Raw genomic sequence first — 16,021 nt, 5'->3', positions numbered from 1 at the left:
TCTACAACTTGAATCCAGCAATTTTCGCACCGGACAGATCGGTGATCTCGGCCCACCGCGCCGCAACATCTTGTACCGACGGCGGTTTGTCGAAGTTGGCGCCGTCGTTGCCAAACAGCGCAACTCGCTGCACCTTGCCACCACCGACGACGTACACCGATGCGTTGTCGGCACACTCCTCGGTGCACAGGTAGGCCACCACCGGTGCGACGAACTCGGGTGTGAGCTTTTCCAGTACTTCGGGCGGCAGGATGTCCTGGGTCATCCTGGTCGCCGCGATCGGGGCAAGAGCATTGGCGTGGATGTTGTACTTGGCTCCCTCCAGCGCCAGCGTATTGATCAGGCCGACCAGACCAAGCTTGGCCGCCCCATAGTTGGTCTGGCCGAAGTTGCCGAACAGCCCGCTGGTGGAGGTCGCCACCACGACCCGGCCGTAACTCTGCTCACGGAAATGCGGCCAGGCCGCGCGTAGCACGTGGTATCCGCCATAAAGGTGCACCTTAAGCACGGCGTCCCAATTCTCGAACGACATCTTGTGGAAGGTGCCGTCGCGCAAGATCCCGGCGTTGCTCACCACACCGTGCACGGCGCCGAATTCGTCAAGCGCGGTCTTGATGATGTTCGCTGCGCCGTCCTCGGTGGCGACGCTGTCGTAGTTGGCGACCGCCCGGCCCCCCTTGTCGCGAATCTCGGCGACGACCTCATCGGCCATCGCCGAACCGGCGCCCGTGCCGTCGCGGGCGCCACCGAGGTCGTTGACCACGACGCTGGCGCCCTCCCCGGCGAGCGTAAGGGCGTATTCGCGGCCCAAGCCACCGCCGGCTCCAGTAACGACGATGACGCGATCTTGCACTCCGGGCATCAGGCTCCTCTCCGCAATCACAATTCGGGGTTATAGCGAGTCGGGTGTCAACGGGGCGACAACCCGCGCCCAGGTCAGAACAGCCGGCGAGCCACCTTGATGGCGCGCTCGGTGTACGGCGGGTAGATAAAGCTGGACAGGTCGGGTCGGGTTGGTTTGGTCAACACCGACTTACGGTGGCTGAACTCCTCGAAACCCCAACGGCCGTGGTAGGCACCCATGCCCGATGCGCCGACACCACCGAACGGCAGTTTGGCCGTCGACACCTGAAAAGCCAAATGGTTAACCATCATTCCGCCCGCCGGCACCTCCCTGATCACCCGCTCGCGAACCGCACGCGACTTAGTGAACAGGTACGCCGATAGCGGCTTGGGCCGCGAGTTCACGAAGCGAATCGCGTCGTCCAGAGATTTGACGGTGACCACCGGCAGGATCGGTCCGAAGATCTCGTTGCTCATCAACGGCCCGTCCGGGTCGGGATCGACGACCACGGTGGGTTGGATGCGCAGGTTCGATGCGTCACAGTCGCCGCCCACGACGACCCCGCCGCCGTCGGCTGCAGCGTCGGTTTTCGCTGCGGCGAGGTATCCACTCAGCCGGTCGAATTGACGCTGGTTGACGATGCGCATGCCCTGCGGCGCACCGGAGCGGAACTTGGTGAGGGCCGCGGTGATCTTGCTGACCAGCTCGTCGCGGATGGTGGCATCCGCCAGCACATAGTCGGGTGCAACGCATGTCTGCCCGGCGTTGAGCAGTTTGATCCAGGCGATCCGCTTGGCCGCGACATCTACATCGGCATCGGCCGCGACGATCACCGGGCTCTTGCCGCCGAGCTCGAGGGTGACCGGGGTCAGGTGCGGCGCGGCGCCTTCGTAGACCTTGCGGCCGATCTCGGTGCCACCGGTGAACATCACGCGGTCGAAACCCTGAGCGATCAGCTCCTGACTCACCGCACCATCGCCCTGCACGACCGCGATCGCTTCGGTGTCGAGATAGCGATACACCAATTCGGTCATCAAGTGCGCCGATGCAGCGGCGATTTCCGACGGTTTGAGCACGACGGCGTTTCCAGCGGCAATGGCTCCGACCGCCGGACCCAGGGTCAGGTAGAACGGGTAGTTCCAGGCACCGATGATTAGCACGGTGCCATATGGCTCGTACTCCACCCAGCCGCGGCCGGGCAGCTGCGGCACCTCGAGCAGCAGGTAGCGGCGCCGCATCCACCTGCGCACCCGCTTGGCCGCGTATTTCGCTTCGGCGGAGGTCGTCGCGATGTCAGCGAGGTATGCCTCGAACGGATTGCGATCCAGATCCTCGGCGAGTGCCGCGGCGATCGCGTCCTCGTTCTCGTCCATCAACTTCTGTAGCGCGCGCAACTGCTGCTTGCGCCACTCGACGCTGCGGGTACGCCCGCTGGCAAAGGTCTTTCGCAGCCGAGCCACCGTTTTAGCGACATCGGTTTGCTTTTCATCCGAAACGGGCGCCGGTTCGCGCGGAGCCTCGGTCTCAGATTTCTGGGTCTTCCGGGCAACCGATTCGGTGGTCATCATCGTCCTTCCGTCCGGCGGCGCGACCGCCTTGACGCGGTCACTCATCGGTGATAACCGCGATCCTAGTCACCCGGTTGAACCAGCAATAGAAAAGATCCAGCCATATATCCGGATATATAAGGTCAGTCGGATGCGCTCGCTACAACCGCTCTGCGGTGACAAACTCGGCGAACGCAGTCGGGTCGTCCGCCATCGGCACCCCCTCAACCCAGCGACCCACGCGGCGCATCTCGTCGGGCGCACGTTGGGATCGGGCCCGCCAACCGTGATCGGTGAGCCAGTCGGCAACGGACGCCCGATCCTGGTCGTGGTAGACCAGTTCCTGCACGTCGATGGTCTGCTCGATACCGAGCACATCGGCCACTTTCTTGAACCGTGCCCGCATTTCTGCTCGCCGCTCTTCGCCGTGCACCGGCGCAGTCTCGGCCGCGATCCGGCTGCCCGCCACGCTCACGGCGCCGACCTGGGTGAACAGCCGGTCCTGGGCCTCGGCCGGTAGGTACATCAACAGCCCCTCGGCCAACCACGCCGTGCGTGCCGTCGGGTCAAACCCGGCATCACGCAGCGCGGCGGGCCAGTCCTGGCGCAGGTCGGCGGGCACCTCACGGCGACCAGCCGACGGCGTTACCCCGTTTTCCGCCAGCGTCGTGGACTTGTAGGAAAGCACCTTGGGTTGATCGATCTCATACACGATGGTTCCGGCGGGCCAGTCCAGGCGATAGGCGCGGGAATCCAGTCCGGACGCCAGAATCACTACCTGCCGGATTCCGGCGGCGACAGCGCTGGCGAAGTAGGTATCGAAGAAGTTGGTCCGCACCGCTTGGTAGCTGCGCAGATAGGCGACGATGGCCGCGGTTTCGGCATCGATGGCAGCCGCCTTGGCTACCAGTGTCGGGTCGAGCATGGCTTCCCAGATGGCGCCGGCCCCGGCGTTGGTGACGAGCAGTCTGGCGTAGGGATCGCGGATCAGCGGGTCGGGCCGGTCGGTTTCGACGGCCCGGGCAGCAGCCACCATCACTGCGGTGGCGCCGACGCTGGTCTTGATATCCCAGGTGTCGTCATGGGTGCGCATGGCGCTCATCCTGTGCTCCCTCTGGTTCTCGTGATGCCGGTGTCACGCCGGTTGAGCGGGTGTGACCAGACGCCCTCGCAGCAACGTGGTGCGGACGGTCTCGTCGACCAGGTCTTGCGGGATCGCCCGGCCCAGTCGGGCCATCTCCTCGCGATTGCTCACGCTGTGCACCTGCCAGCCATGCGTAGCCAGCCATTGCGCGGCATCCGACCGGTCGGGCTCGTGGTAGGTCAACGCCTGGACATCGATGTCCAAACCGAGTCGCTCGCGCATCCGATTCCAGCGCTGCGTGTTGCCCTTTGTGTTCATGGTGAAAGCCTCGACAGCGACCTGGCTGCCCGGTGCGCTGAGCGCGGTGACCATGTCGAATAGCCGGTCCGCGGCGTCGCCGGGCAGGTAGGGCAGCAAGCCCTCGGCTAGCCAGGCAGTCGGTTGAGTGCCATCGAATCCGGCAGCTATCAGCGCGGCCGGCCAGTCGTCGCGCAGGTCCACCGCGACGGCATGCCGTCTCGCCGTTGGAACCGCGCCATGCGATTGAAGAATCCCCCCCTTGTACTCCAACACCGAAGGCTGGTCGATCTCGTAAACCACAGTGCCCGCCGGCCAGTTCAGGCGGTAGGCCCGAGCGTCCAGTCCGGCAGCGAGGATCACCACCTGCCGGACACCTGCGTCGACGGCGGCACCGAAGTACTCGTCGAAGAAGTGGGTGCGCACCGCCTGGTAGTCGCAGGCAACCCGATGCACGCGTCGGCCGAGCTGATCACCGTCGAGCCAGGCCAAATCGGCGTCGGCCAGCCGTGCCCAGGCGGTACCCGCCGACGACACCAACACCTTGGCGAACTCGTCACGGATCAGCGGATTGGTCGCGGCCGTTTCCACGGCACGTGCCGCCGCGACCCCCAACGCGGTGGCGCCAACGCTTTCGGTGATCGCCCAGGTATCGCCAGCGGTCCGTCGCGAGGATGGTAACGAGGACACGTCGTCGAGTTCGGTCACGGCATGCCATGCTACCTAAGTAAGTTAGGTAACCTATACGATTTGTGTGGCACATCACTACGCTTCGGGGCCGCCGGTTAGGTCTCGGTCAGGTCGGAGGCCGCCAGAGCGTGCCGGCCAACAGCTGCTGGAACGAATCGGTGATGGTCGCCATCCGCTGATAGCTCCCGACAAAACCGATATAGAAGCCCACGCCACACAACACGACCAACAGCGTCTCGGCCAACGAAGAGACATCGACGTCGGCGGCTAGTTCACCGCGTTCGATCGCATCATTGACAGCCCAAACCAGGAATTCTCGGGTTGCTCGCACCGCATCGTTTTCGGTCCGACTCAATTCTGGATGCCGCTGGGATTCGAGCACGGTGGTGGCCAGGAACGCGGTCGAGGCGGGATACTGGGCATCGGCCTCCATCGCGAAGTCAACGACGACCGCCAGCCGCCCCATCAAGGTCGGCTCGCGGCGTGCCCGTTCGATGCCGGCCACAATGACGAGTTCGTGGGTTTGCTCCACCACCTCTTGGTAGAGCACCCGCTTGTTGGCGAAGTAGTGGTTGATCGCCGGTCGGGTCAGGTCGGCGCGGACGGCGATCTCCTGAAAAGTCGCGCCGTCATAACCACGTTCGCTGAACACTTGACGGGCGGCGTGCAGAATACGCTTCCGAGTCTCATCTGCTTTCGCCGCCGGGGGACGTCCCGGGCCGCGACCGGCCGTGAGCGACATTGACATCACTAAAGTGTGCCACCACTGCGGCTTGGTACCTACCGTTGGGCGGGATGCTACGGAACTTGTCAGCTTGGCTCCGGTCGCCGGGGGCGAGCAGGGCCAACCGGCTCTGTCCGTTGCGAGTCGGTAATGACCGACCGGCCTGAACGCGGCCACAACGAGCGGCGGCGTCATGACAGAGGTCGGGGTCAAAGAGTGCGGCACAGTTTCGGATCTCCTCGCCGCACAGCGGCGGTGATCGCGTACGTCCAGACCTGGGCCATGGTTGCGCTGCTGATCGTAAAGTCGGATAGCGCTGGCCAACTCTGGGATGGCGCCGGGCGACTGGTCGGTGTTCGCTTGGCATGCTGCTAACCTCCCGACCATGCCGGAGGCGGAAGACATCGGGAACGAGGCCGCCGGCGGACGATTCGGCGTATCGATCAGGAGCGCGGGCTACCTGCGCAAATGGTTCCTGCTAGGCATCACGATCGGTGTCATTGCCGGCCTGGGCGCCGTCGTCTTCTACCTCGCGCTGAAATACACCAGCGAGTTTCTGCTCGGCTACCTCGCGGACTATCAGATTCCCACTCCCGTTGGGGAGGGCGGCCACCGCGGGTCCACCGGTTTCGCGCGTCCGTGGGCGATTCCGCTGGTGACGACGGGCGGGGCGGTGCTGTCGGCATTGATCGTGGCCAAGCTCGCCCCGGAGGCCACCGGTCACGGCACCGACGAAGCGATCGAGTCGGTGCACGGCGATCCGCGCGCCATCCGAGGTCGGGCGGTGCTGGTGAAGATGGTGGCCAGCGCCTTGACCATCGGCTCGGGCGGTTCAGGCGGCCGCGAAGGCCCGACCGCGCAGATCTCGGCCGGCTTCTGCTCACTGCTGACCCGCCGGCTGAACCTGTCCAACGAAGACGGCCGGACCGCGGTAGCGCTGGGTATCGGCGCCGGCATCGGCGCCATCTTCGCTGCGCCACTGGGCGGAGCGGCGTTGGGCGCCTCGATCCCCTACCGCGACGACTTCGACTACCGCAACCTGCTGCCGGGTTTCATCGCCTCGGGAACCGCCTACGCCGTGCTCGGCGCCTTCTTGGGCTTCGACCCGCTGTTCGGCTACATCGACGCCGAGTATCGCTTCGAAAAGGCGTGGCCACTACTGTGGTTCGTGGTGATCGGGCTGATTGCAGCCGCCGTAGGCTACTTGTATGCCCGAGTCTTTCACGCGTCGGTGGCAATTACGCGCCGGCTGCCCGGGGGCCCGGTGCTCAAACCGGCGATCGGCGGACTGCTGGTCGGGCTGTTAGGTCTGCCGATTCCCCAGATCCTGAGCAGCGGCTATGGCTGGGCGCAGCTAGCCGCCGATCGGGGGACGCTGCTGAGCATCCCGTTGTGGATCGTCATCGTCTTGCCGATCGCCAAGATCCTCGCGACGTCGCTGTCGATCGGCACCGGCGGATCAGGCGGGCTATTCGGGCCGGGAATCGTGATCGGCGCCTTCGTCGGAGCGGCGATCTGGCGGCTAGGCGAGCTCACCGAGCTGCCCGGGGTTCCCCACGAGCCGGGCATCTTCGTCGTGGTCGCAATGATGGCGTGCTTCGGCAGTGTCTCCCGCGCGCCGCTGGCCGTCATGATCATGGTCGCTGAGATGACCGGCTCGTTCTCGGTGGTGCCTGGAGCGATCATCGCCGTCGGTATCGCGGCACTGTTGTTGTCTCGCACCAACGTCACCATCTACGAGACGCAGCGACTGAACCGGCAGACCGCCGAGGCCGAACGCGGAGGCAGTGATCGGCCGACAACGGCTTAGCGGCGCCGGCAGCCGATCTGGCGGGAATCGGGGCGCCGGACCGAGCAAGACCCCCGTCAAACTCCCCTACAGCGCCCGGATGTTCTGTACCGGCAGCCGGGGCCCGCGGCGCGGCTCACGCGCCAAGCCGCTGGCTTCGAGCAAGCGGACCACCCGGTGGCGATGCGGGCGCATCGGCTCCAGCAGCTCGAGCATGCCGGCGTCGTCGACCGGCCGGCCCACAAGCGTCCAGCCGATCATCTTCGGAATGTGGTAGTCGCCGACCGACACGGCGTCGGCGTCACCGAACACGCGTTGTGTGGTCTCGGCCGCGGTCCATACCCCGACTCCAGGCAACGATGTCAGCGCCTCCGCCGCCCGAGCCGCGGGCAGCGACACCAGCCGCTCCAGCGACGCCGCCCGCTGCGCGCAACCCACCACCGCGCGAGCCCGCCCCGGGTCGACATTGGCGCGATGAAACTCCCAGGACGGGATGTGACGCCACACCTCGGCCGACGGCGGCACCCGCATGCCGGGTGGCGCCGGACCGGGGGCCTGCGTTCCGTACTTGGACACCAACAGCCGCCACGACCGAAACGCGTCGGCGCCGGGTACCCGCTGCTCGATGACCGCCGGGATCAAGGCTTCCAGCACCTGGCCGGTGCGGCCCAGGCGCAAGTTCGGCAGCCGGCGGTGCGCGGCGGCCACGGCCGGATGCCGCGGCACGAAATCGCTAGCGTCGTCGGCGGCGCCCAGCATGGCGGGCGCCATGTCGACAAACTCCTCGGCACCGCTGCCCCACGCCACGCAACGGGCGGCGTCGCGCCCAGCACGGCTGATCCGCGCGGTGACCGGCCCGGTGGGCAGCAAGCTGGTCCGCCAGATAGTGCCGTCACCGGGGACCCGAAAGCATGGATCCTGCTGACCGCGACGCAACGGCGCCAAGGTGTGCGCGAAGCCGGCCGCCCCCGCGAAGGTGACCACCGCTTCGACGACCACGTCAATTGACCGCACGCTGTCTCCCGAGACAAGATGACGATGTGATGACGCCGTTCGACGACCCGCAAGCCGAACTGGCCTGGATGTTCCTGCAAAGCCTCTGCGAGGGCGGAGATCTCGACGAAGGCTTCGCGCTGCTCAGCAACGACTTCACCTACTGGAGCATCGTCACCCGTACGGAATTGGACAAGAAAACGTTTCGGCGAGCAGTCGAGCGGCGCAAGCAGGTCTTCGAGGTCAACATCGAACTCATCCGCTGCGTCAACGAGGGTGAAACGGTGGTGGTCGAGGGGCATTGCGAGGGTGTGAGCGCCGACCGGACCCGATATGACAGCCCGTTCGTCTGCATCTTCGAGACCCGTGACGGGATGATCGTCTCGCTGCGCGAATACAGCGACACCCAGTCGTTGGCCGAGGTGTACCCGGTAGCCTGCGCTACCCAGGGAAGATGCTGATTTCGGCTTTGTCCGGATAGCACGCGACATGCCCCGCGATCGCCGCTACCGCCGGATAAGGGCTTTCGTACGTCCACATCACGTCGTCGACGATGTCGCCGGCGTCGGTGGTCACGCTGTAATAGCTGGCTTCACCCTTGAACGGGCAATAGGTGCTGGTGTCGGTGCGAATCAGCCTATCCTGTACCACGTCGGCCAACGGAATATATTGCACTGCAGGGTAACTGGCTTCCTGCAAGCGCAGTGCCGCGGCCGTGTCCGCGACCACCTCGCCATTGACGCGTACCTGCACCCGTCGGTTGGTCGGCTCGATGGTGATCGGGTGATCGGCGCTGGGTTCTAACACAATCCGGTTGCTCATGACCTGTGCAACACGTGCCGGCGATCAACATTCCCGGCAGCGTCCCTAGGCCTTTTCGGATTACGAGGCCGCGGGGTCCTTCCCTGCGGTGCGCATCGCCGCCCAGAACCGGGCGGCCTCCCGGATCGACTCCTCCACCGGACGTGGCTGCCAACCCAACTCGCGGACGGCCTTGCCGTGGTCGACGTCGGCCTCGGACCGCATCATGCGCACCGACGCCAGGCTGAGTTCGGTATCTTGGCCCGTGAGTCGGGCTCGCAAACTGCCCAGCGCACCCAGGGCGTAAAGCACCGGCACCGAGATCGACCATCGTGGCGGCGGGACACCTGCCTCATCCGCGGCGATCCGCACCACTTGGTGCAACGGCATCATGCGTTCGGAGATGAGGTACCGTTCGCCGTTGCGCCCGCGTTCGGCCGCCAAGATCAGCGCCCTAGCAGCGTCGTCGACACCCACCGCCTCCAGCCGGATGCCGCGCATCGTGAAGGGCAGCCTGCCGAATACCGCGCCCGCGATGAAGGCGCCGTGTGGGGTGCGGCCCCAGTCGCCGCCGCCGTAGGTTGTCGACACACACATCGCGACGGCGGGCAGACCTGCGTCGTGCGCGTATTGCAGCACCAGATCCTCGGCCGCCACCCGGGACCGCACGTAAGGAGTCACCTTGCGGGTATCCACCCGGTCTTCTTCGGTCGCCACGTGTCCACGCCGACGACCCACCGTCGCATAACTGCTGGTGAAGACGAACCTGCGCAGGCTGGCGTCTGTGGCCACATCGAGGACGTTGCGCAGGCCTGCCACATTGGTGCGAAACAGCGGGGAGGGATCGCGCAACCAGGCGCGGGTGTCGACCACACAGTAGTAGACGTCGTCGCAGCCGGCCATCGCCTCGGCCACGGTGGCGGTGTCGAAGACGTCGCCGTGGAATCGGGTGAGCGGTAGATCGTCGATGCTCCGGGTGTTGGCAGCGGGTCGCACCATCGCGCGTACCTCACCTTTCTGCGGCGCGCAGTCGGCGACGAGCTGGCGAGTCACGTGCGAACCCAGGAAGCCGTTCGCGCCAATGACCAGCTTGGGTGCGTTCATTTAAGGACCTCCATGCCGGCGCATCCAACGCGCCGCGTCCTCGTCGAGGGTGCCCAACTCCTGCGCCTTGCGACACCACTTCATCGCCGCCCGCAGGAACCGCAACGGGTTGTAGATGTCTTCTTGACGGCACCACTGGCCATTGCCGGCATAGGTGATGATCGAAATGTTCGTCGCGCTGATCACGCTGCCGTCGCCGGGGTCGAGCATGGGGTTGTCCAATTCGCAGATAATTCGCCCGGTGGACTCGTCGATCACCGACCACAGCGACGGGAAGGCCACCATGTGACTGCCCGGGAAGGTCGTCATCGTTTCTTGAATCCAGGCACGTACCCGCTGGCGGCCTCGCATGGTGCCCGCCGCGTGCTCGATGTATTCGACGTCGGGGGTGTAGTGCTGCACCCAGCAATCCCAGTCGCGCGTCGCGGCGGCGCGGGCCACGGTCTTCTCGAACTTCTCGAAGGCGGCGGCGAGTTCAGCACGGGAGAACTCCGAAGCGCTCACAGTGCGGTCTTCGCGCCGTTACACTCCATCGCCGGAGTGTAGCCTGATCGGGAGGTCCGGAAATGACGAGCAATCAGAAAGCGATCCTCGCCGGCGGCTGCTTTTGGGGGCTGCAGGATCTGATCCGCAACCAGCCCGGTGTGGTCTCCACGCGGGTGGGCTACAGCGGCGGGAACATCCCCAACGCAACCTACCGTAACCACGGCACGCACGCCGAAGCCGTCGAAATCATCTTCGACCCCACGGTCACCGATTACCGCACCCTGCTGGAATTCTTCTTCCAGATCCACGACCCGACAACCAAAGACCGGCAAGGTAACGACCGGGGGACCAGCTACCGGTCGGCCATCTTCTACTTCGATGAGCAGCAAAAGCGGATCGCGCTGGACACCATCGCCGATGTCGAGGCATCCGGCCTGTGGCCCGGCAAGGTGGTGACCGAGGTCAGCCCGGCCGGGGATTTCTGGGAAGCCGAACCCGAGCACCAGGACTACCTGCAGCGCTACCCCAACGGGTACACGTGCCACTTCGTCCGGCCCGGCTGGAGGCTACCCCGACGGACCGCCGAATCTGCACTGCGGGCCAGCCTTTCACCCGAACTCGGGACCTGAACGCGGGCCCGAGCTGGCCGTCAGCGTCGGCGCATCACCACCCGACCGCCATCCTTCGGGGTGAATGCAACTCCTCGACCGTGGCTGCGCTCGCCCGCGGCCGTGGTGGTCTCGAGGGTGAAGTGGCGCAGCACCGTTCGCAGCACCACATCCATCTCCATGTTGGCGAATGCGGCCCCGACACAGCGGCGGGTCCCGCCACCAAAAGGGATCCACGCAAACGGGGATGGCTTACTTCCGATGTAGCGCTGCGGGTCGAAGCGATCCGGCTGCGGGAAGACGTCGGGATCGCCATGTATCTGGGCGATATTGATAATGATCGAATACCCGCGGGGAATCACCCACTCGCCGAGCTGGTAAACGGGTGGATTGACGCGACGAGCCGCAAAATCGATGACGGTCCTGGCCCGCTGTACCTCCAGGATCGCCGCTTGACGCAGCTCGTGACCGCCGTTGTCGACCTCCTCGACCAGAGCCGCGAGCACGTCGGGGTGCCGGCTGAGCCGCTCGAACGCCCAGCCCAGTGTCGCCGCCGTGGTTTCGTGCCCGGCGGCCAGCAGCGTGAGCAGCTCGTCGCCAATGTCCTTGCGCGACATGATGGAACCGTCGTCGTAAGTGCTGCGCAGCATCAACGCCAATACGTCGGTCCGATCGGCGAAGTTCGGGTCGGCCCGCTCGGCTTCGATGAGCTTGTCGATGACAGTGTCGTACTGGCGCCGCCACTCGGCCAGCCGGCCCCACGGGCTAAGGCGGCCATAGTCGCGTTTGGGTTTCGGTAGCGCGGCCAGGCGCGAGCCCAGCGTGACCCACGGCGGAATGAGGCGGCGCAGCTCGTCTAGTTCACTGCCGCCGGCCCCGAAGATCGCACGCAGGATGGCGTTGAGCGTGATATGCATCATTGACGGCAGCGTTGCGAAAGCCTGGCCTTGCGGCCAATTGGCGGTCTCGCGCAGGGTCTCCTCTTCGATGATGGTCTCGTAGTTCTTCATGCTCTTGCCGTGGAAAGGCGGCGCCAGTAGCCGGCGCCGCCGCCGGTGGTCGTCGCCGTCCAGCGCGAACACCGAGCCGGAACCGAACATCCGACTCAGGTTGGGCTGGATGTTGCCCAGCTCCTCAGGACTGCTGGTGAAGACCTGCCTGGCTAGCTGCGGGTCGGCGACCACCACGACCCGGCCGTACATCAGGATATTGGCGGTGAAGGCCTTGCCGTAGCGACGCACGAACCGCCCCAGCAGCCGTCGCCGTGACACCACGAAGGCCAATCCCTGGAACAACTTCGGCCCGCGGACCGCCGGGGGAAGTCGGACTACGGGCGGTGCCGGTGCGGCGGTGACGACTTCGCTCATGGCGGTGTTGCTCCTAACGTCCCTGGATCGGGCGTGGTACGGTGGTGTACCGTGGCTTGTCCAGTACGGTACTCTTTGGTACCAAACCTGACAAGGGATAGGCAGAGGAGGCGCGGGTGACAGCAGTCGCCGCCGGCGCGTTGGTCGTCGAGACCGACTCGTTTCGGCTACGGTTGCTCGACGGCCTGGTCGCCTCGATCGGTGAGCGGGGTTATCGCTCCACCACCGTCTCCGACATCGTCCGGCACGCCCGCACATCCAAGCGCACGTTCTACGACCGGTTCACCAGCAAGGAACAGTGCTTTTTGGAACTCCTGCTAGCGGACAACGAGACGTTGGGCAACAGCATCCGGGCGGCCGTCGATCCAAACGCCGACTGGCACGACCAGATTCGTCAGGCGGTCGAGGCCTACGTCACCCATATCGAATCCAGGCCGGCGGTGACGTTGAGTTGGATCCGTGAATTCCCGTCGCTCGGTGCCGCCGCTTACCCCGTCCAGCGCCGCGGCATGGAGCAGCTAACCAGCCTGCTGATCGAGCTCAGCGCCAGCCCTGGGTTCCGGCGGGCTAACCTACCGCCACTGAATGTGCCACTGGCCGTAATCTTGCTGGGCGGTTTGCGTGAACTGACCGCGCTGACCGTCGAGGACGGCCAGCCGATCCGGAACATCGTCGAGCCGGCGGTGGATGCGTCAATCGCGCTGCTCGGTCCCCGCAGCTAGGAACGCGCGCACCCGGTCGAGCACCAGCTCGGGTCGCTGCTCGACGATCCAATGGCCCACGCCGTCGACCAGCTCCACCTCGAAATCGCTGGCCCGCTCGGCATAGCCGTCCAGCAGGTCGGGCGTGATCACCGGATCTCCGGTGCCGTGCAGCCATCGGACCGGGACATCGACCCGAGCGTCGTTGTACTCGCCGCGCAGCCAGCGCAGCATTTCCCTGGTCTGAAAGGTGCGATACCACCGCGATCCGGCCTCGGCGTGCCCCGGCTCGCGCATGCAGTCCAAGTACAGGCGCACGTCGTCATCGGGAACCCGAAATCCGCCCCCGACCCACCCGGTCAACAGCCGGAAGTAGCGGCCCTTAGGATCGCTGATCACCCGCGGGCCGATCACCGGCAGCGACATGGGGATCTGATACCAGAACCGCCACATATTGCGGAGCATGCCAAGATCGCGCTTCACCCAGGGTGCCACGGTGTTCACGCCGAAAAACCCGGTCACCTTCTCGGGATGGCGCAACATCATGATGAACGCGACCGGCCCACCCCAATCGTGGGCCACCAGCTTGACCTTGGCCACACCCAGGCCGTCCAAAACCGCAGCCAGATCGTCAGCCATCTCGGTCTTGGTATACCGCGAGCGGGGCGCCGAACTCCAGCCCGCGCCGCGCAGGTCGGGACACAGCACCCGGTTGCCGTCGGCGGCCAGCGGGCCGATGAGGGCGCGCCACTCCCACCAGTTCTGCGGGAAGCCGTGCACCAGCATTACCGCCGGACCATCGGCCGGCCCGGCGTCCGCAACGTGGATCCTGACGCCTTCCGCCACATCCACGTGCCGATGTTCGACACCTTCCAAGGCGGGCAGAGCGATCATTGCCTGACAAGCCTATGCCAGAACCGCATACCCGTTGATTCCGCGTGTACCGGGCGGGTCGCACACACTATTGGGTGGCAGACGACGGCTGCGGGTGCCGACCCACGCGATCCCGGCAAGCTCAGCCTGACGATCTGCGCACCACTTTTGCACCTCGGGAGCTATCTCAGCGCACCGGCGGTCAGAGATTGCCGCGACTGTGAGTCTGGCGACGCGACACGCCGGTGCGGCGTCGCCAGATTCACGGTCGCGCAGTGATCACCCGGCCGGACGAACGATCCAGCTGCCAAGAACCGCTACCGAGGCTCCCGCCACATCGCCCATAGCGGCGGCCCCGCGTCGGGCAGAGCGATCTCACGGGTCACCCGGAAACCGAACCGTTGATAGTAGGGCACATTCTCGGGTTTGGTGGATTCGAGGTAGGCCGGACAGTGTTCGGCATCGCAACGGTCCAGCCGTGACCGCATCAGCACCTGACCGAACCCCTGGCCGCGGACCGTCGGGTCGCTGCCGATGGCGGCCAGATACCAGTGGGGTTCTTCGGGATGCACACGCATCATCACGTCCAGCGCCGCGCGGGCCTTGGCCGTCCGAAAGCCGAACACCCGCAGGAACCCCGGTGTCATCGCCAGTTGCTGGCGGCGCGACTCCCGCCATCGATCCGGGGGATCCCACAGCGCCGCCCCGCCGATGCCCGCCGCGCCGCGGGCCACTTCCACACCACCGCCGGCCAGATGCTGGTGGCGGACAATCGTCGCGAACAACCGGGTCAGCCTTGCGGTGCGGGCGTTGTCGTTCGACAGTAACCAGCTCATGACCGGATCGTCATAGAACGCCCGGGCCATGGTGCGGGACAGCTCGCGGACATCGGCCCTGCGCGCTGGGCGTGCCTGCGGGGTCATCTCGCCAGGCTAACCGGTGGCGCCGACGGTGAGTCAGGATGCACTCTCGAAGGTGTGCTGCAGCGCGACGCGGGTAGTGCAGCCCGATGACCGGCATCTCACGGCGGACGTTCGGTCTGGCCGCCGGGTTCGGCGCGATCGGCGCCGGTGGGCTAGGCGGCGGTTGCAGCACGCGCAGCGGTCCGACGCCGACCCCAGAGCCGGCAAGCCGCGGGGTGGGTGTCGTCTTATCCCACGAACAATTCCGCACCGATCGGCTGGTGGCGCACGCCCAAGCCGCCGAGCAAGCTGGCTTCCGGTATGTGTGGGCCAGCGACCACCTACAGCCATGGCAAGACAACGAGGGCCATTCGATGTTTCCCTGGCTGACCCTGGCGTTGGTGGGCAACAGCACCAGCAGCATCTTGTTCGGCACCGGGGTGACCTGTCCCATATACCGCTACCATCCGGCCACCGTCGCTCAGGCGTTTGCCTCGCTGGCGATCCTGAACCCCGGACGGGTGTTTCTGGGGCTGGGCACCGGCGAGCGGCTCAACGAACAAGCCGCCACCGACACGTTCGGCAACTACCGCGAGCGCCACGACCGGCTGATCGAGGCCATCGTACTGATCCGCCAGCTGTGGAGCGGTGAGCGGATCTCGTTCACGGGCCACTATTTTCGGACCGACGAACTCAAGCTCTACGACACGCCGGCGATGCCGCCGCCGATCTTTGTCGCCGCGAGCGGCCCCCAGAGCGCCACCCTGGCCGGCCGATACGGTGATGGTTGGATCGCCCAAGCCCGCGACATCAACGACGCCAAGCTGCTCGCCGCGTTCGCCGCGGGCGCTCAAGCGGCCGGACGAGATCCCGCCACCCTGGGTAAGCGGGCCGAACTGTTCGCCGTCGTCGGCGACGACAAAGCGGCCGCCCGCGCCGCCGACTTGTGGCGATTCACCGCCGGGGCCGTCGACCAGCCCAATCCGGTCGAGATCCAGCGTGCCGCCGAGTCGAACCCGATCGAGAAAGTGCTGGCCAATTGGGCGGTCGGTACCGATCCCGGCGTCCACATCGGTGCGGTGCAAGCGGTTCTCGACGCCGGCGCCGTCCCCTTCCTGCATTTCCCCCAGGACGACCCGATCACCGCCATCGACTTCTACCGCACCAACGTCCTGCCGGAACTGCGCTGAAGCCGCTAGACCGCACCTACG

17 protein-coding genes are annotated in these 16,021 nt (G+C 65.9%); 5 read left to right on the top strand and 12 right to left on the bottom strand.

From position 1 onward, the window contains the following. Position 1 precedes the first annotated feature (1 nt). The 5 genes from MCAN_RS00805 to MCAN_RS00785 form a co-directional block, all read right to left on the bottom strand. Positions 2-862 carry an SDR family oxidoreductase gene (locus tag MCAN_RS00805; RefSeq protein WP_003400979.1) on the bottom strand — a complete coding sequence of 287 codons (861 nt, stop codon included), beginning with the start codon at positions 860-862 and terminating at the stop codon, positions 2-4. A 74-nt stretch (positions 863-936) separates the two neighbouring features. Beyond that, on the bottom strand, positions 937-2,412 hold the full coding sequence (locus tag MCAN_RS00800) for an aldehyde dehydrogenase family protein (protein WP_041179805.1): 1,476 nt from the start codon (positions 2,410-2,412) through the stop codon (positions 937-939). Positions 2,413-2,551: 139 nt separating this feature from the next. Further along, positions 2,552-3,484 carry a class I SAM-dependent methyltransferase gene (locus MCAN_RS00795; RefSeq protein WP_003900814.1) on the bottom strand — a complete coding sequence of 311 codons (933 nt, stop codon included), beginning with the start codon at positions 3,482-3,484 and terminating at the stop codon, positions 2,552-2,554. 42 nt (positions 3,485-3,526) lie between these two features. Further along, positions 3,527-4,480 carry an SAM-dependent methyltransferase gene (locus MCAN_RS00790; protein ID WP_014000064.1) on the bottom strand — a complete coding sequence of 318 codons (954 nt, stop codon included), beginning with the start codon at positions 4,478-4,480 and terminating at the stop codon, positions 3,527-3,529. An 88-nt stretch (positions 4,481-4,568) separates the two neighbouring features. Next, a complete protein-coding gene (locus tag MCAN_RS00785) occupies positions 4,569-5,204 on the bottom strand; it encodes a TetR/AcrR family transcriptional regulator (RefSeq protein ID WP_003911117.1) in 636 nt (211 codons plus the stop codon). A gap of 313 nt (positions 5,205-5,517) precedes the next feature. Here MCAN_RS00785 and MCAN_RS00780 point away from each other — a divergent pair, with 313 nt between their 5' ends. Next, positions 5,518-6,996 carry a chloride channel protein gene (locus MCAN_RS00780; protein WP_003899828.1) on the top strand — a complete coding sequence of 493 codons (1,479 nt, stop codon included), beginning with the start codon at positions 5,518-5,520 and terminating at the stop codon, positions 6,994-6,996. A 66-nt stretch (positions 6,997-7,062) separates the two neighbouring features. Here MCAN_RS00780 and MCAN_RS00775 read toward each other — a convergent pair whose 3' ends face one another. Further along, the gene (locus MCAN_RS00775) at positions 7,063-7,989 is read right to left on the bottom strand and encodes a DNA-3-methyladenine glycosylase family protein (RefSeq protein WP_014000062.1); all 927 of its coding nucleotides are present in this window, start codon (positions 7,987-7,989) and stop codon (positions 7,063-7,065) included. Between the two features lie 29 nt (positions 7,990-8,018). Between MCAN_RS00775 and MCAN_RS00770 the strand changes: the two genes are divergently transcribed. After that, positions 8,019-8,429 (top strand): nuclear transport factor 2 family protein, encoded by a 411-nt coding sequence (locus MCAN_RS00770; protein WP_014000061.1) that lies wholly within the window; start codon positions 8,019-8,021, stop codon positions 8,427-8,429. Here MCAN_RS00770 and MCAN_RS00765 read toward each other — a convergent pair. The 3 genes from MCAN_RS00765 to MCAN_RS00755 are packed head-to-tail and all read right to left on the bottom strand — an operon-like array spanning position 8,410 to position 10,377. Continuing rightward, positions 8,410-8,790: a DUF427 domain-containing protein gene (locus tag MCAN_RS00765; protein WP_014000060.1), complete on the bottom strand. Its 381-nt coding sequence runs from the start codon at positions 8,788-8,790 to the stop codon at positions 8,410-8,412. The two genes, MCAN_RS00770 and MCAN_RS00765, sit on opposite strands and share 20 nt — an antisense overlap. Before the next feature lie 60 nt (positions 8,791-8,850). After that, a complete protein-coding gene (locus MCAN_RS00760) occupies positions 8,851-9,873 on the bottom strand; it encodes an NAD-dependent epimerase/dehydratase family protein (RefSeq protein ID WP_014000059.1) in 1,023 nt (340 codons plus the stop codon). Further along, a complete protein-coding gene (locus MCAN_RS00755) occupies positions 9,874-10,377 on the bottom strand; it encodes a nuclear transport factor 2 family protein (RefSeq protein ID WP_014000058.1) in 504 nt (167 codons plus the stop codon). 62 nt (positions 10,378-10,439) lie between these two features. Between MCAN_RS00755 and msrA the strand changes: the two genes are divergently transcribed. After that, a complete protein-coding gene (msrA, locus tag MCAN_RS00750; RefSeq protein WP_003400942.1) occupies positions 10,440-10,988 on the top strand; it encodes a peptide-methionine (S)-S-oxide reductase MsrA in 549 nt (182 codons plus the stop codon). Positions 10,989-11,008: 20 nt separating this feature from the next. Here the strand turns inward: msrA and MCAN_RS00745 are convergent, their stop codons facing one another. Further along, positions 11,009-12,334: a cytochrome P450 gene (locus MCAN_RS00745; RefSeq protein ID WP_003400938.1), complete on the bottom strand. Its 1,326-nt coding sequence runs from the start codon at positions 12,332-12,334 to the stop codon at positions 11,009-11,011. A gap of 116 nt (positions 12,335-12,450) precedes the next feature. Here MCAN_RS00745 and MCAN_RS00740 point away from each other — a divergent pair, with 116 nt between their 5' ends. Then, positions 12,451-13,056: a TetR/AcrR family transcriptional regulator gene (locus MCAN_RS00740; protein ID WP_014000057.1), complete on the top strand. Its 606-nt coding sequence runs from the start codon at positions 12,451-12,453 to the stop codon at positions 13,054-13,056. On the opposite strand, the gene MCAN_RS00735 is transcribed toward MCAN_RS00740, so the two are convergent. Next, positions 13,027-13,929 carry an alpha/beta fold hydrolase gene (locus MCAN_RS00735; RefSeq protein WP_014000056.1) on the bottom strand — a complete coding sequence of 301 codons (903 nt, stop codon included), beginning with the start codon at positions 13,927-13,929 and terminating at the stop codon, positions 13,027-13,029. The two genes, MCAN_RS00740 and MCAN_RS00735, sit on opposite strands and share 30 nt — an antisense overlap. A gap of 296 nt (positions 13,930-14,225) precedes the next feature. Next, positions 14,226-14,831 carry a GNAT family N-acetyltransferase gene (locus tag MCAN_RS00730; protein WP_003400924.1) on the bottom strand — a complete coding sequence of 202 codons (606 nt, stop codon included), beginning with the start codon at positions 14,829-14,831 and terminating at the stop codon, positions 14,226-14,228. An 86-nt stretch (positions 14,832-14,917) separates the two neighbouring features. Here MCAN_RS00730 and MCAN_RS00725 point away from each other — a divergent pair, with 86 nt between their 5' ends. After that, entirely contained in the window at positions 14,918-16,000 is a 1,083-nt protein-coding gene (locus MCAN_RS00725; RefSeq protein WP_014000055.1) for a F420-dependent hydroxymycolic acid dehydrogenase, read from the top strand. Positions 16,001-16,021: the final 21 nt, after the last annotated feature.

The organism is Mycobacterium canetti CIPT 140010059, from assembly GCF_000253375.1.
Classification (GTDB): domain Bacteria; phylum Actinomycetota; class Actinomycetes; order Mycobacteriales; family Mycobacteriaceae; genus Mycobacterium; species Mycobacterium tuberculosis.
The sequence above is the reverse complement of the archived record's forward strand: the minus strand, read 5'-3'. Positions and strand labels throughout refer to the sequence as shown.